Raw genomic sequence first — 14,200 nt, forward strand, 5'->3', positions numbered from 1 at the left:
TTACACTGATGGTCTAACGTAAATATGAGGTGACAGACTATGTCTTTAACGACGGATTTAATCCCCGATGGTGCTTTTCATGGTGTTGCTTCGCGTCAAAGTATGAAAGAAAGTATTTTGCACCATTTACGCTATACCTTGGTGCATTTACCTCAGCAGGCTACTCCTAGGGATTGGTGGTTAGCTTTATCCTTAGCGATTCGTGATCGTATCACCGATGACATGTCAGCGACTCAAATCGCTCATAATCGCAATAATGTACGCCGTGTTTATTACCTATCGATGGAATATCTGATGGGGCGTATGTTGATCAATAACGCCCATAATATCGGTGTATATGACGCCGCGAAACAAGCCATTGAAGAGCTGGGTTTAGACTGGGAACAGATCTGTGACGAAGAAATGGACATGGGCTTGGGCAACGGCGGACTTGGCCGATTGGCCGCTTGCTTTTTAGACTCGTTAGCGACCCTCGATTTACCCGCAATTGGTTATGGGATTTATTACGAATTTGGTTTATTCAAACAAGAATTTTTACAGGGCAAGCAAGTAGAACACCCAGATACTTGGATTAAATACGGGACGCCATGGGACATTATTCGCCCTGAATATTCCCAGACGATTCAATATTATGGCCGTGTAGAAACAGTGTATGACAGCGCGGGTAACAGTCGTCCTGTATGGGTAGACACCCGTAGCGTGATGGGCGTGCCATTTGATATCCCCGTCGCCGGTTATGATACAAGAACCGTGAACTTCTTACGTTTATGGTCTTCTCATTCTACGGAAGATTTTGATTTAGAAGAATTTAACAAAGGCGATTATGTCGAAGCGGTTCGTTCTAAAGCCATGGGCGAGACGATTTCTAAGGTTTTGTATCCCAACGATCAAAATGCTAACGGTAAAGAGCTGCGTTTGGTGCAACAGTACTTTTTTGTGGCGTGTTCTTTGGCCGATATTTTACGCCGCTTTGAAAAAATGAACTCGGATTGGACTAAGTTGCCTGACAAAGCGGTGATTCAATTGAACGATACGCATCCCGCCATCGCCATAGTGGAATTGACTCGAGTACTGTTGGATGACAAACACCTTAGTTGGGACACCACGTGGGATATTGTCACTCGTACTTTTGCGTATACCAACCACACCTTATTACCAGAAGCGCTCGAAAAATGGAGCGTTGGGCTATTTGAAAAAGTGCTACCGCGACATTTGCAGCTTATTTATGAAATTAACCACCGCTTTATGGGGGAAGTGGCTCAGCACTGGCCGGGTCGTGACGATATATGCCGTGCCTTGTCTATCATTGAAGAAGGCGAGCATAAAATGATCCGTATGGCGCATTTGGCGGTGATCGCCAGTCATAAAGTCAATGGTGTGGCGGCGCTGCATTCTCAACTGCTGAAGAGTGAACTTTTCCCGCATTTTGATCAGCTTTATCCGGGAAAATTTACCAACAAAACCAATGGCATCACCCCTCGTCGTTGGTTGTTAGGTTGTAATCCCGGATTGGTACAACTTTTCGAACGATATGGGATTGATAGAGATTGGCCGAAGAATTTAGAACGCTTGCGTACATTAGAAAGCTTCTTGGATGATAACGCTTTTTTAGACGATTTCATGGCGGTAAAACACCAAAATAAAGTGCATCTTGCTAAGATCATTAAAAAAGAATGCGACATCGATGTGGACCCATTTGCCTTGTTTGATGTGCAGATCAAACGCTTGCATGAATACAAGCGCCAGCATCTAACCCTATTAAATATTTTGACCTTATACCATCGTTTATTGAATCATCCAGAAAGTAACACGGTGCCAAGAGTGTTTATTTTTGGCGCAAAAGCAGCACCGGGTTATGCGTTGGCAAAAGATATTATTTACGCCATTAATAGTGTGGCAAAAGTGATTAATAATGACCCTCGTATTAAGGGGAAATTGAAAGTCGCCTTTTTGCCTAATTACCGTGTTTCGTTGGCGTCACACATTATTCCGGCGGCGGATTTGTCTGAGCAAATATCCACCGCAGGTAAAGAAGCATCTGGTACTGGCAACATGAAGTTGGCATTAAATGGTGCGATTACCATAGGGACCATGGATGGCGCAAATGTGGAGATACTCGAAGAAGTCGGCCCCGACAATATTTTTATATTTGGTTTAAACGTCGACCAAGTGCGGGCGTTGGATCATAAAGGCTATAACCCTTACCAGTATTATCAGCAAGATGAAGAACTAAAAGGGGCATTAGACTGGCTCTGCTCGGGTCATTTTTCGCCAAACGACCCTCATGCTTTTGACAGTATTCGAAACAGCCTACTTCAAGGTGGAGACCCTTATAAAGTTATGGCCGATTATCGCGCCTACATGGATTGTCAACAACGGGTGTCAGACGCTTACCAAGATAAACCTCGTTGAGGCTCGCATGGCCGTATTAAACACTGCTCGCATGGGGAAATTCTCATCGGATCGCACCATACAAGAATACGCCGACGAGATTTGGACACTGCCCGCGCATCCAGTGTAAACAGAAATAAGTTGTGCTTTCTGCGACGGTCTTCATCCCTTGTAGGGCAGTATGAGGGAGGAACGACCGTAATCTGCCATTACTACAAGCGAAGACTAGTTTAAAGTATCTACACCGCTAGACACGTCTTTTTAGACCTGTACTTGGCTAAATAAAAACTATGACATGTTAGGAACCTAAGGAGAAAAGGATGTTTATTGCCGTTTATGAATTTGAAATCAAAGAAGGTACGGAAGCGTCTTTTCGTAACGCATGGCTTGACGTTACAAAAGCGATTTATAAACACTGCGGTAGTTTTGGTTCAAGGCTGCACACGTCAGATAAGCCCAATATTTTGGTAGGTTATGCCCAATGGCCAAGTCGAGAGCAATGGGAAAAAATTAGCGATCTTAACGATGAATCCTACCAGCGTGCACGTAATGAAATGCGTAACTGCCTAGTTGAATCAAAAACGGTTTACGAACTGGAAGTCTGTGATGATTATCTGCAAACCTCTGTTGCATTGGATTGATATCCGAGGTTTTATAAATGGTTAGTTTTCAATTTTTATTTAATTTAGAAGGATCTTCAGTTGAAAAGCCTGTGCCGTCAATTCTGTCGTCTTACGAAGGATGATACTTCTAAATGGACACCTACCGGCCGTCATAATAAGCGAGTGAAGAATCTCATCCTGTTTGGTGGTTTTATCACTGTTTTTTTGAGTGCAGGTTGGGGCGCATATTATTTGAGCGAAGGTACTTTTTTACTTGCTCTGATTAGTCTACTTTCAGCGACAACAGGAATAGTGATTGTTGTGCTCGGCGTTGCGAATCATCTGCGCAGTGCTGCCATTATTATGAGTCATGTGCTTTTGTTGACCATTGTATTATCAAGCCTCAGTGATGTGCCTATCGATAATATTCCGCCGTCTATTCATATGAATTTATTGCCTGTCTGCGCGGCGACTTTTCTTATTTTTCATCGTGAGGGGATCTATCTACGCTTACTATTACCGGTCATGGGTTTACTGCTTTTTCTAGCTCTAGAGCTTAATATAGTTCCGCTTTCTTGGTCCTATCTAGTTGCTCCTGTTGATGGGCGTTCTGTTGGCGTTTGGATGAACAATATTACCGGTGTAGTGGGTATTAGTATTGTTATCGTAATGATGCAGTCGGATATGAAAGCACGTAGCACCTTGGAAAGTGATATGCGTTTGGCTATTGCGCGTGGGGAATACCATTTTCACTATCAACCTCAAGTTGACATTGCTGGACGCATTTTGGGTGTAGAAGCTCTTCTGCGTTGGAATCATCCTACTCGAGGCAATATTCCTCCGTTGGAATTTATTCCGCTTGCCGAAGAAACAGGACTTATCATTCCCATGGGAGCATGGGGCTTACGCACGGCTTGTGCACAGTTAGCGGAATGGGAACAATCTGAGTTAACAAGTCATTTGACTGTCTCGGTCAATGTTAGTGCCACACAATTCCGCCAGCCAGACTTTGTTCAAGAGGTTAAGACGATTCTATTATTAAGCGGCGCTACGCCATCTAAACTCAAGCTGGAACTGACTGAAACGGCATTGGCTGATGATATGGATGTTGTGATTAAAAAAATGAATGCCTTGAAAGACATTGGCGTGACATGGTCATTAGACGACTTTGGAACGGGTTTTTCTTCGCTAAATTTACTCAAACGTTTACCTTTAGATCAACTCAAAATTGATAAATCCTTTGTCAGCGATTTGCTGTCTGATAAGCGTAGTTTGTCCATCGTTAATACTATCCTTCATCTTAGCCAAAATTTAAACTTGATGGTGATTGCAGAAGGTGTTGAAAACGAAAAGCAGCTAGCGGCGCTGCAGTTGATCGGTTGTCAGTTTTATCAGGGGTTTTTATTCAGTCATCCATTGCCGATCTCTGAGCTTAATGACCTAATTGAAGGCCGAGTGGCGACAGGCTACATTCGTCGCCACCCCGAGTCGGTGTGAGTATTCATTTAATAGTCACTATTTAGATAGTCACTTCCATTTTTAGATAAAGGAATAATCAGATGCAGCATGCTCCTCTTTCCGTGCAAGTGACACGCGGCGGTATTGTTGAAAGCGAACACAGTATTAAGGCGGTTATTGTTTCAAGTACTGGCGAAGTGGTTGAATCTTGGGGTGATGTAGATGCGTTGGTTTATCCTCGCAGCGCGATAAAAGCCATGCAAGTTTTGGCCTTTATTGAGATGGGAGGAGCTGAACGCTTTGCTTTTAGTGGGGAAGAAATTGCTATCTGCTGTGCGTCTCATAGTGGCGAGCCAGAGCATGTGGCAACAGTACAAAGCATGTTAGATAAGCTTGCATTGTCTGAAGCCGACTTTGAATGTGGCTGTCATTGGCCATCCCGCGCTGAGGCAAGTTATGCGCTAGCAAGCGAAGGAAAAAAGCCGAATCAATTGCATAATAATTGCTCTGGTAAACATGCAGGTATGCTGGGACTAGCCAAATTGCTCGGCGCGCCATCGCAGGGTTACATAGGCATCGATCACCCCGTACAACAGAAGATTGCTGATACCATGGCTGAGATGTGTGAGTATGATTACAGCACAGCGCCTTGGTCTCCAGATGGGTGTTCCGCGCCAACATGGGCGATGCCGCTGACTAATCTTGCATTGTCTTTTGCCAAGTTTGCCTGCCTTGAAAACTTATCGGAAGCGCGCCAAAAAGCCTGTAAAACCTTATATGACGCAGTGGTGAAACATCCTTTTATGGTGGCGGGAACCGATCGTTATTGCACCGATATGATGACGATATTGCAAAAACGTGTGTTCCTTAAAGTGGGTGCCGAAGGTGTTTATATTGCTGCGATTCCTGAGCTAAAACTCGCCATTGCGTTAAAGTGCGAAGATGGTGCGGTTCGAGCGGCCGAGTCTGTCATGACGGCCTTATTGGACCATGTTGGCATTACGTCCTTCGTTGCGGATGACATCATGCAGAAATATCGTTCCGTCACTTTGAAAAATTGGGAAAAGCGTATAACAGGCCAGATCGTTTGCCGAATTTAATAATTGAATAAGGTTTTACATCAGTATGATTGAGCCTCAAATCTAATAAAGACCTCTCTCGCTTGCGTCGTTTGGCTTTGGCTTCCCAAGGCTTGTTACAAACGAATCTGTTTGGTAGTGGCTTGGCTGGTGCACGGAAAGCCGTGAGTCATTTAGGTTACGTGCAGATCGATACCATTTCGGTCGTGGAGCGGGCGCATCATCATGTGCTGCATTCTAGAGTACCTAAGTTCGAACCTTCGATGACCAATCAAATGTTGCTGGATGGGGATATTTTTGAATATTGGTCCCACGCGGCGGCGTTTCTACCGATTGATGATTTTCGTTTTTCTTTGCCTTACAAGCATGCGATTAAAAGCGGTCAAACTCATTGGAATAAACACCCTGATCGAAAGCTCATGGCTGAATTATTAGCGCGTATTCGTGCAGAAGGGCCGTTGCGCTCACGTGATGTCGAAACCAAAACCAGTAATCGTGCTGGTTGGTGGGATTGGAAACCTGCGAAAAAAGCACTCGAACAGTTGTTTATGGAAGGTGATTTGATGGTGAAAGATCGCGTCGGCTTTCAGAAAAATTATGATCTAACCGAGCGGGTTTTGCCGAATCAGGTGAATACCCTTATGCCCAGTCTGGACGAGTTTGTGACACACATGCTTGACCAACAGCTGCGTTGTCATGGTTTAGTGTCTCTGAAAGGTCTGACGTATCTAAGGCGTAATACAGAGCTGCGCAATGCTATGAAAGCCTTGGTCAATGAGCGCTTGGTACAAGGTTTGTTAGAGCAAGTCATGCTAAACAATGGCGAGACATACTTTATTGAAACCGGTGTGTTAGAAGCTCGCTTGCCGAGTATCAACAAACGTTTATTGATTCTTTCGCCCTTTGATAACAGCGTCATTCAGAGAGACCGACTTAAAAGCCTGTTTCAGTATGACTATCAGATTGAATGTTATGTGCCAGAGTCTCAAACGCCAGTATGGCTATTTTTCCCTGCCGTTATTGTTTCGTGGTGAATTCATTGGGCGCATGGATTGCAAAGCCCACCGAAAAGAGCGCCGCTTAGAAATCAAATCTCTGCATTTAGAGTCGCAGCTGGGCGAAAAAGCATTTGATGATGAGCAAGTCATTAACGCTTTCGTCGAAGCCATCAAAATATTCAGCGAATTTCAACAATGTGATTTTGTCACGCTCACATCAGTTGAACCGAAGTATCTTGCTCAAGCGCTTAATAAAGCATTAAACCTAATAGAGTGAAGTTGTCATTATCCGTTTAAAGGAATTTCAGTTGAGGATTTCACGGTTCGAAGTGACACAGAAGTTTGGAATTTTCGGATGTTGGCTTCGGTGTGAAGTACTCGGTCGACAAAGCTTTCATAAGCTTGGATATCCGGCACAGTGACAACCATCATAAAATCGTAGCTGCCAGTTATTTGGTAGCAATGTCTAACTTCTGGGGCTTTACTCACGACGCGCTTAAAAGCGTCATACACCTCTTTTCGGTCTCGCTCCATTTCTACTGACACCAGCAAAGTCAGCTTATTCCCGCTCAATTCTGGATTTACAATAGAGACATCACCCACAATGATGTTGTCATCTCTCAGTCGTTTTACTCTTTTATGGCAAGCTGGTGGTGATAAGCCTACTTCTTCGGCCAGTTCCACGTTTGCGATACGATTATTTCGTTGCAAGATGGCTAGGATCTTTCGGTCTATTTTGTCTAACTCCATAAATTTCTCAAAATAATAATTATACGAAAGTAAATTTCTTAATAGCTTTTATATTAGAAATATTTAGCGTTATCAATTATTAAATTGATCGACATATTTCTTCTTATCTCAATAGACTTCATTTATAAATTGTTTGGAGCAAGATAAGTGAATAAACGCATATCCCGTTGGGTTGGACTTTTGTGGAATGGTCTCTGGAAAGAGATTATTGATGTCACCTGGACGCTTTATAAGATCATGATCCCGATTATTATCGTGATCAAGGTTATTGAAGAGTTTGGTGGGATAGAGCTGCTAAGTAACTGGTTGAGTCCTGTTATGTCTTTAGTTGGTTTGCCCAGTGAGATGGGCTTGGTTTGGGCAACAACGCTCGTTACCAATATGTACGCTGGGCTTGTGGTATTTATGAGTTTAGATGCTGACTTAACCGTCGCTCAAGTCTCTATTTTAGGAACGTTATTACTGCTCGCACACTCATTGCCAGTAGAAGTGGCGGTGGCAAAAAAAGCTGGCGTTGGGATTGTTGCGACACTGGTGATTCGTCTTGGTGGTGGATTATTAATGGGGTGGATACTTCACCACATTTATCAAAGCGGAGATCTATTAAACACAACTGCGCAGACTGTTTGGAAACATATACCAACCAGTGATCCTAGCTATATAGCGTGGGCGCTTGACCAACTTCAAAGTCTTGCGATGATTTTTGTGGTGATCGCTGCGTTAATGACTCTGTTACGTTTGCTGAAATTACTTGGCATCGAAAAGCTGATGGCAATATTGCTTAGGCCAGTTTTGTCTGTGCTTGGTATCAGCCGAGAAGCCACCAACTTGACGATTGTTGGCATCACACTAGGTGTTTCTTTTGGTGGCGGTTTGCTTATTAATGAGGCAAAACGAGGACACATTTCCCCACGGGATATTTTCGTCGCCATGATGCTACTCAATCTACTTCATAGCTTGATTGAAGACACCCTGCTGATTCTGTTAATTGGCGCGGACTTTATGACTATTTTCTGGGGACGGATCGCCTTTGCTGTGACCGTGATTGGGATTCTAGTCTTTGTCCTCAAGCGAATGGATGAAAGTACCTGTCGTAAATATTTTTATAAAAAGATAAGTGATTAGAATCTAAACCATGGGCTGGTTTTTGGCTAACCTCGATTGCAACCATTTTTTAAAACGAATGGCAGCTTGGTTAGTTTGCAATCGCTTGGGTATAACCAAGTAGTAATGTAATCCTGAGAGGGGGATTGCCATTTCCTCCGTCCCTTGGATTAGCCAAGTGTTTTTCACTGAGTTTGCGGCAGCGAGTTGGCTAATGAGGGCAATGCCTTGTCCAGAAAGTGCCGCCTGAGCGGTTAGATTTTCGTCGTTGAAATAGCGAATATTTGTTTGAGAGCCGACGACGATACTTTTTATCGCTTCCTCTATGCCTAAATTAGGTAGGTTTGGATTCTTCCATTGAGTGCAGAAGAGTACAACTTCAGACGGATTTTCACTGTATTTTTTCCAATAGTCTGGTGTCGCAAAGAAGCCAATTGATTCTTGAATTAAAGGTTGATAAATAAGTGTCTTAGTTTCAGGTTGTTTAGGCGGTTCTCCGTAGCGAATTGCCATGTCTACACGTCTATCATGTTCTATATCTATGAGCGCTTCTTCTGCTCTTATTTGAATATCTATGTCTGGGTGTTGCTGCTGAAAGTCGGCAAGATTGGGGACTAACCACATAGCTGCAAACGAGCTGGTTGTGCTGATGGTTAATGTGCGAGGAGAGCCTTTTAATTGATTTACTGTTGATAGTAAATTTTGCAGGGATTGATTGGCTGATTCAGCCAATAATTCGCCTTCTATTGTTAACGTCACCGCTCGTGTTTTTCGTTCAAACAGCCTTACTGTTAAGCTGTCTTCAAGTGCTCTTATTTGATGAGAAATCGCCGTAGGTGTCACATTTAGTTCATTGGCGGCGTCTTTAAAGCTGTTTAATCGAGCAGCGGATTCAAAGGCTTTAATAGCATTTAACGAGGGGAGTTGCTGAAACATAAAGGCACTCTATGGGTGAGAATAACTACTTTATAGGAAAAATAAGACCATTTGTCACTAAAACGATTGCCGAACACACTATGCCTACTAACTATCAATGAGAGAGGCATTAAACATGAAAAACATCTTACATATCGATTCCAGTGTGCGTCGTACTGATAATTCGACGGCAAGCTATAATTCGATCTCGAAGTCATTTGGGCGTTGTTTTATAGATGCATGGCTGAGTAAAAATCATCAGGACAAGGTGGTTTATCGCGATCTTGGTCTTAATCCTCCAACTTTTATCAGTCAAGATTGGATTGCCGCAGCATTTACCCCAGAGCAGAAAAGAAGTGAATCACAGCAATTCGCCTTGGTTGAATCAGATACTTATTTTGATGAAATGGCTAAGGCCGATGTCATTGTGATTACCGCCCCCATGTATAACTACGGAATGCCAGCGGTATTGAAAGCATGGTTTGATCAAATGTTGAGGGTAAATAAAACCTTTACCTTTGATTTGGCTCGAGGGGATTTTCCGATTGAACCTATCTTGTCCGGAAAGACCTTAGTATTACTGACGTCATCCGGTGAGTTTGGATTTGGTGTTGGTGGTGTACGCGAACAGATGAATCATCTTGGTCCGCACATCAAAGAATTGGCCAAGTACTTGGGCGTTGATACATTTTACGAAATTGGTTCGGAATACCAAGAGTTTGCAGATGACCGTCATGCTTCGTCGGTCAAAAAAGCAAAGCAAGACATTGCTGCTTTAGTAAACCGGTTGAGCTGATTTGCTATGATTAAAAAACCGCATGGGAGCCATTCAGCTCTCATACGGATTTTAAATCAATGAATTGTTTTAAACCCCAAAGTTATTCATTCAAAACTATCCATTCAAAGCCCAAATAATGATGGCAAGTACAAGGTGATGATCGGTACGTAGGAGATAACAGCAAGCAAGCTGAAAAGCACTAAGTAAAAGGGTGCGAGGGCGACGATGACTTTTTCCACTTTCACCTTGGCAACGGTAGCCCCGACGAATAAGCCGGTCCCGACAGGTGGTGTAATAGTGCCGATGGCGAGGTTGAAGATCATAACGACGCCAAAGTGCACAGGGTCGTAGCCAACTTTCATGGCAATCGGTAGCAAGATCGGCGTGAAAATTAGAATCGCCGGCCCAATGTCCATAAAGCAGCCAACAACCAACAATAAAATATTGATGATCAGCATAACCATGATGGGGTCGTTAGAAATTCCTAGAATCAAAGCGGATATCGCGGTTGGAATGCCAGTAAACGCCATGGCGAAAGACAAGGTAGCTGACGCTGCCAACAGCAACATGATGGTGCCAGTAATGTGAGACGTCTCGATTAGAAACTTAGGAAGTGCTTTAAGTGGTGTGGTCTTGTGGATGAAAAATGCCAAAATCATGGTATAAATGACCGCAATGCCAGAGGCTTCCACCGGTGTTACCACGCCCATAACAATCCCACCAATAATAAAGACAATTAAGAACAAGCTAGGAATAGCATCCAGCGTGATTTTAACCGCTTCTTTAAAAGGTACTCGATCAGACAAAGGATATTTGCGTTTTTTGGCAATAATAACGGTGACCAGTACCAAGCCTAATGCCCAAATAATACCTGCGACGGCACCCCCTAAAAACAAAGCCGCTACTGATGTACCACCAGACACCAAGGAGTAAATGATAAAGGCCGTCGTCGGTGGCACCAACATGCCCGTTGGTGCAGAGGCAATATTAACCGCTGCAGCAAAAGCTCGGTCGTAACCTTCTTTGGCTTGAATCGGCACCATCACACTACCAATGGAAGTCGATGCGGCAATCGCAGAACCCGAAATACAACCAAACAATACATTACCGGCGATGTTGGTTTGCGCTAAGGAACCAGGAATGCGTCCTGCCAGTAGCTTAGCGAAATTCACCAAACGAATAGCGATACCACCGGAGTTCATAATCACTCCAGAGAGAATAAAAAATGGTACGGCTAATAATGAAAAACTGTCCAAGCTGGCGACCATTTTTTGCGCTGATGTGAAGAGCGCCATATCGACGGGTACCATCATGGTAACAGCGGCTAAAGACGATGCCACCAGTGCAATCGCTAAAGGCAATCCTAAAAGAGACAGGATCGAAAAGGTAATAATCAGCACTAAGCTTGCTTCACCTGCCATGTCTATTCTCCCATACTGAGTGATTTTTTGATGTCGTCTACAGGTGCTTCATCGGCAGGTGTTTTGATGACATCAATCAAATTTAAAATGGCGTACAAAATCAACAACACACCGCACACGGGCAGCGCGGCATAAAAACTCGACATTGGCAGTTGTAATACCGCTGTGAGCTGTTTGGACGAGATCTGCATACTATGTAAGCCACCCATGATCAGCACATAGACGCTGAAAATAATAAAACTGATTGGAGCCAACAGCTTAAGAAATTTGCGAAACCTACCACGCGCAATATCGCGCAGTAGGTCAATGGCCATGTGGGAACCACGGCCAGCAGAATAAGCGGCTCCTAACAGAGACAACCAGACCAATCCCAGTCGCAACAATTCTTCGGTATAGGTTGAAGGATCGTTAAATACGTAGCGACTGATCACTTGCCAGCATAGTACACCGACCATGCTGAGCAGTAAGAGTGAGCAACTTGTCCCCAAAAATATATCTAGGAAACGTCTTATGGTTGGCATTACTTTGGCTCCGCTTGCTGGCGAATTGCTTCGTAGACCTTATATTTTTCAGGCTCAGATTTGAGTCTCGTCGTACATAGGCTGTACGGCGGCTTGGAATTCGCTGATATCTGGGTAATAAAAGGTCACACCAAATTGCTTTTCACTGGTCTCTTTGGCGTCATTGACCGCTTGCGCCCATACTTGCTTATGGAATTCTGTGGATTCTTTTGCGGCTTCTCTCACCGCCGTTTGTTGGTCTGGATTCAAACGCTGCATGGTCGCGTTAGATATCAATAGTACATCTGGTACCCTTGAGTGCAGGTCATAGGAAAAATGTTTAGCGACCTCGGCGTGGCGAGCAATGGTCAAGGCAAACTCGTTGTTTTCTGCGCCATCTAATACGCCCTGTTGAATAGACGAATAGACGTCAGCTTGCCCCATAGCGATAGGCGATCCGCCGAGCATTTTGACCATTTTAATAGAGGTTGGACTTTGCATGACGCGTATTTTTAGACCCTTAAGGTCGTCCACGCTGCGGATGATTTTTTCGGACGTATAAAAGCTGCGTGCGCCGCTGTCGTAGTAGGTTAGCCCTAAAATGCCTTGGTCTTTTGAAGACTCATAAATTGGTGTAGTGATGTCTGGATTGTCCATGACTTTGTAAAAATGCGCTTGGCTGTCAAACAGATAAGGCATAGAGAAAACGCCATAAACTGGGGCAAAACTTTCCATGAGGCCACCACTGACTTTGGTCATATCCAATAAGCCTGCTTGTAGTAGTTCGACCATTTCCCGCTCGCCACCCAGTTGGCTGTCAGGGAAAAAGGTGACGGTGACATCGCCTTGGGTTTTTTGATCGACCAATTCAGCAAATTTTTTCATTGCTTCAACGGTTGGAGTGGCGTTGCTGGCATAACCGAAGCGCAAATTTTCCGCGTAGGCTGATGCAGACGTTATTCCCAAGCCAATAAGGGTTAATGCGGTACTAAGTCGTTTAAGTTTCATTTTCTTATCCTTTTTATCTTTATTGTCGTTTTAAGAAATAGAGGGTTCGTTTTTTCCCTAGCGGATTGCTAGATATAGCGACGTAAATATTCGCTAAGACACAAAATCGCCATGGCTTGCCCATAAGGCATGGCGGTGATTTTGATGTTTTTGTAATACTCTAGATCGTTCCCCATGGCGGTACCAAACGAGGTATTTTGCAGTTCGCCTTGCTCGTTTATGTTGCTACAAACGGCTTTGATGGCTTTTTCAGCCATAGGCAAATAATCCTTAGATAGGTAGCGTTTACGTATCGCTTTTAAGATGCCATACGCAAATCCAGCCGATGCGGAAGCTTCTAGGTAAGTGCTGTTATCGTCTAACAAGGTGTGCCAAAGACCGTCGCTGTGTTGCAGCTCGCTCAGGGCTTTCACTTGTCGTTCCAGCGTCGATAGCAAGAAGCGACGAATTGGGTCACTTTCGGCCAAATTTAATAATTCGATGAATTCTGGAATGACGATGGTGATCCAGCTATTACCACGAGCCCCATAGGGCCTTGGCAAAGTTGTGGTTGCCTTCAAACGTCCAGCCGTGAAACCAAAGGCCGCTTTTCGTGTCCATTAGGTATTGAATATGGGTTAAAAACTGGTATTTCGCTTCTTCGACATACTCGGGCTTATTAAGCAATGTACCGATTTTAGCGAGAGGTAAAACACTCATCATTAAGGTGTCATCCCACATTTGATTGTGGTTCACGCTGTTGTAAACGATGTGCTGCAAACCGCCTTCTTGTACGCGTGGCATGTCGTACAATACCCATTCAGCCCATTCCTCTAGATACGGAATCCAAGATTCTTTTGGTGTCCGTTCATGCAAACACGCTAACGTTAAAAAGGGGGCGACAGTATTGATGTTTTTGGTTGGTGTGCCTTCGTTAAGACGTTGTTCGAACCAGTCGTGAATGATGTTTAATGTTTTGGGATCATTGGTGGTTTGCCAGTATTTGAACAAGCCATATAAACCTATTCCATGAGTCCACTCCCAGCCAGCCCAGCCTTTGGTATCGATGACACGACCATCTTCAAGGCGCAGCAAAAAATCGCCAGTAGTATCTTCAATGTTGATAAGATTGTCGGTGAGTCGCTCGATCAGTTCTATGGTACGTGCCTTTGGCATGACATAGGTTGGTTGACTTAATAATGTATGCATTTTCAATC

Annotated in this window: 16 protein-coding genes; 9 read left to right on the forward strand and 7 right to left on the reverse strand. The window is 44.0% G+C overall.

The features are described 5' to 3' along the window. Positions 1–39: 39 nt before the first annotated feature. The 7 genes from AC0L6V_RS21855 to AC0L6V_RS21885 all read left to right on the forward strand — a co-directional run bounded on the left by AC0L6V_RS21855 (position 40) and on the right by AC0L6V_RS21885 (position 6,805). Complete coding sequence (locus AC0L6V_RS21855) at positions 40–2,412, forward strand: glycogen/starch/alpha-glucan phosphorylase (RefSeq protein ID WP_418138611.1); 2,373 nt, start codon at positions 40–42, stop codon at positions 2,410–2,412. Between the two features lie 7 nt (positions 2,413–2,419). Next, positions 2,420–2,521, forward strand: coding sequence for a glycogen/starch/alpha-glucan phosphorylase (locus AC0L6V_RS21860; RefSeq protein ID WP_418138612.1), 102 nt, complete (start codon positions 2,420–2,422; stop codon positions 2,519–2,521). A 190-nt stretch (positions 2,522–2,711) separates the two neighbouring features. After that, on the forward strand, positions 2,712–3,032 hold the full coding sequence (locus AC0L6V_RS21865; RefSeq protein ID WP_265220451.1) for a putative quinol monooxygenase: 321 nt from the start codon (positions 2,712–2,714) through the stop codon (positions 3,030–3,032). 60 nt (positions 3,033–3,092) lie between these two features. Continuing rightward, positions 3,093–4,490 (forward strand): putative bifunctional diguanylate cyclase/phosphodiesterase, encoded by a 1,398-nt coding sequence (locus AC0L6V_RS21870; RefSeq protein WP_265220453.1) that lies wholly within the window; start codon positions 3,093–3,095, stop codon positions 4,488–4,490. Between the two features lie 62 nt (positions 4,491–4,552). Continuing rightward, positions 4,553–5,551, forward strand: a complete 999-nt coding sequence (locus AC0L6V_RS21875; protein WP_265220454.1) for an asparaginase — start codon at positions 4,553–4,555, stop codon at positions 5,549–5,551. Positions 5,552–5,580: 29 nt separating this feature from the next. Beyond that, entirely contained in the window at positions 5,581–6,564 is a 984-nt protein-coding gene (locus AC0L6V_RS21880; protein ID WP_265220455.1) for a winged helix-turn-helix domain-containing protein, read from the forward strand. Between the two features lie 13 nt (positions 6,565–6,577). Further along, positions 6,578–6,805 carry a hypothetical protein gene (locus tag AC0L6V_RS21885; protein ID WP_265220456.1) on the forward strand — a complete coding sequence of 76 codons (228 nt, stop codon included), beginning with the start codon at positions 6,578–6,580 and terminating at the stop codon, positions 6,803–6,805. Positions 6,806–6,813: 8 nt separating this feature from the next. Here the strand turns inward: AC0L6V_RS21885 and AC0L6V_RS21890 are convergent, their stop codons facing one another. Continuing rightward, positions 6,814–7,278: an Lrp/AsnC family transcriptional regulator gene (locus AC0L6V_RS21890; RefSeq protein WP_265220457.1), complete on the reverse strand. Its 465-nt coding sequence runs from the start codon at positions 7,276–7,278 to the stop codon at positions 6,814–6,816. Positions 7,279–7,425: 147 nt separating this feature from the next. On the opposite strand from AC0L6V_RS21890, the gene AC0L6V_RS21895 reads away from it, so the two are divergent. Continuing rightward, on the forward strand, positions 7,426–8,403 hold the full coding sequence (locus AC0L6V_RS21895; protein ID WP_409419086.1) for a hypothetical protein: 978 nt from the start codon (positions 7,426–7,428) through the stop codon (positions 8,401–8,403). Positions 8,404–8,406: 3 nt separating this feature from the next. On the opposite strand, the gene AC0L6V_RS21900 is transcribed toward AC0L6V_RS21895, so the two are convergent. Next, on the reverse strand, positions 8,407–9,318 hold the full coding sequence (locus AC0L6V_RS21900) for a LysR substrate-binding domain-containing protein (protein WP_265220460.1): 912 nt from the start codon (positions 9,316–9,318) through the stop codon (positions 8,407–8,409). A 115-nt stretch (positions 9,319–9,433) separates the two neighbouring features. Here AC0L6V_RS21900 and AC0L6V_RS21905 point away from each other — a divergent pair, with 115 nt between their 5' ends. After that, complete coding sequence (locus AC0L6V_RS21905; protein ID WP_265220461.1) at positions 9,434–10,093, forward strand: FMN-dependent NADH-azoreductase; 660 nt, start codon at positions 9,434–9,436, stop codon at positions 10,091–10,093. A 104-nt stretch (positions 10,094–10,197) separates the two neighbouring features. Here AC0L6V_RS21905 and AC0L6V_RS21910 read toward each other — a convergent pair whose 3' ends face one another. From AC0L6V_RS21910 to AC0L6V_RS21930, 5 genes are all read right to left on the reverse strand, one after another. After that, complete coding sequence (locus AC0L6V_RS21910; RefSeq protein WP_265220462.1) at positions 10,198–11,496, reverse strand: TRAP transporter large permease; 1,299 nt, start codon at positions 11,494–11,496, stop codon at positions 10,198–10,200. 2 nt (positions 11,497–11,498) lie between these two features. Continuing rightward, complete coding sequence (locus tag AC0L6V_RS21915) at positions 11,499–12,017, reverse strand: TRAP transporter small permease (RefSeq protein ID WP_265220463.1); 519 nt, start codon at positions 12,015–12,017, stop codon at positions 11,499–11,501. A gap of 54 nt (positions 12,018–12,071) precedes the next feature. After that, positions 12,072–13,004, reverse strand: coding sequence for a TRAP transporter substrate-binding protein (locus AC0L6V_RS21920; protein ID WP_418138613.1), 933 nt, complete (start codon positions 13,002–13,004; stop codon positions 12,072–12,074). Positions 13,005–13,072: 68 nt separating this feature from the next. Beyond that, positions 13,073–13,546, reverse strand: coding sequence for a glycoside hydrolase family 88 protein (locus AC0L6V_RS21925; RefSeq protein ID WP_418138614.1), 474 nt, complete (start codon positions 13,544–13,546; stop codon positions 13,073–13,075). Further along, a complete protein-coding gene (locus AC0L6V_RS21930) occupies positions 13,518–14,192 on the reverse strand; it encodes a glycoside hydrolase family 88 protein (protein ID WP_418138615.1) in 675 nt (224 codons plus the stop codon). Before AC0L6V_RS21930 ends, AC0L6V_RS21925 begins: the two co-directional genes overlap by 29 nt. Between the last annotated feature and the right edge of the window lie 8 nt (positions 14,193–14,200).

The organism is Marinomonas sp. G8-14 (genome assembly GCF_055808935.1).

Excerpts from the sequence above, each read along its gene's own strand:
- AC0L6V_RS21855 (WP_418138611.1), top strand. The coding sequence starts at position 40 with ATGTCTTTAACGACGGATTTAATCCCCGATGGTGCTTTTCATGGTGTT.
- AC0L6V_RS21860 (WP_418138612.1), top strand. The coding sequence starts at position 2,420 with ATGGCCGTATTAAACACTGCTCGCATGGGGAAATTCTCATCGGATCGC.
- AC0L6V_RS21865 (WP_265220451.1), top strand. The coding sequence starts at position 2,712 with ATGTTTATTGCCGTTTATGAATTTGAAATCAAAGAAGGTACGGAAGCG.
- AC0L6V_RS21875 (WP_265220454.1), top strand. The coding sequence starts at position 4,553 with ATGCAGCATGCTCCTCTTTCCGTGCAAGTGACACGCGGCGGTATTGTT.
- AC0L6V_RS21885 (WP_265220456.1), top strand. The coding sequence starts at position 6,578 with ATGGATTGCAAAGCCCACCGAAAAGAGCGCCGCTTAGAAATCAAATCT.
- AC0L6V_RS21890 (WP_265220457.1), bottom strand. The coding sequence starts at position 7,278 with ATGGAGTTAGACAAAATAGACCGAAAGATCCTAGCCATCTTGCAACGA.
- AC0L6V_RS21900 (WP_265220460.1), bottom strand. The coding sequence starts at position 9,318 with ATGTTTCAGCAACTCCCCTCGTTAAATGCTATTAAAGCCTTTGAATCC.
- AC0L6V_RS21905 (WP_265220461.1), top strand. The coding sequence starts at position 9,434 with ATGAAAAACATCTTACATATCGATTCCAGTGTGCGTCGTACTGATAAT.
- AC0L6V_RS21910 (WP_265220462.1), bottom strand. The coding sequence starts at position 11,496 with ATGGCAGGTGAAGCAAGCTTAGTGCTGATTATTACCTTTTCGATCCTG.
- AC0L6V_RS21915 (WP_265220463.1), bottom strand. The coding sequence starts at position 12,017 with ATGCCAACCATAAGACGTTTCCTAGATATATTTTTGGGGACAAGTTGC.
- AC0L6V_RS21920 (WP_418138613.1), bottom strand. The coding sequence starts at position 13,004 with ATGAAACTTAAACGACTTAGTACCGCATTAACCCTTATTGGCTTGGGA.
- AC0L6V_RS21930 (WP_418138615.1), bottom strand. The coding sequence starts at position 14,192 with ATGCATACATTATTAAGTCAACCAACCTATGTCATGCCAAAGGCACGT.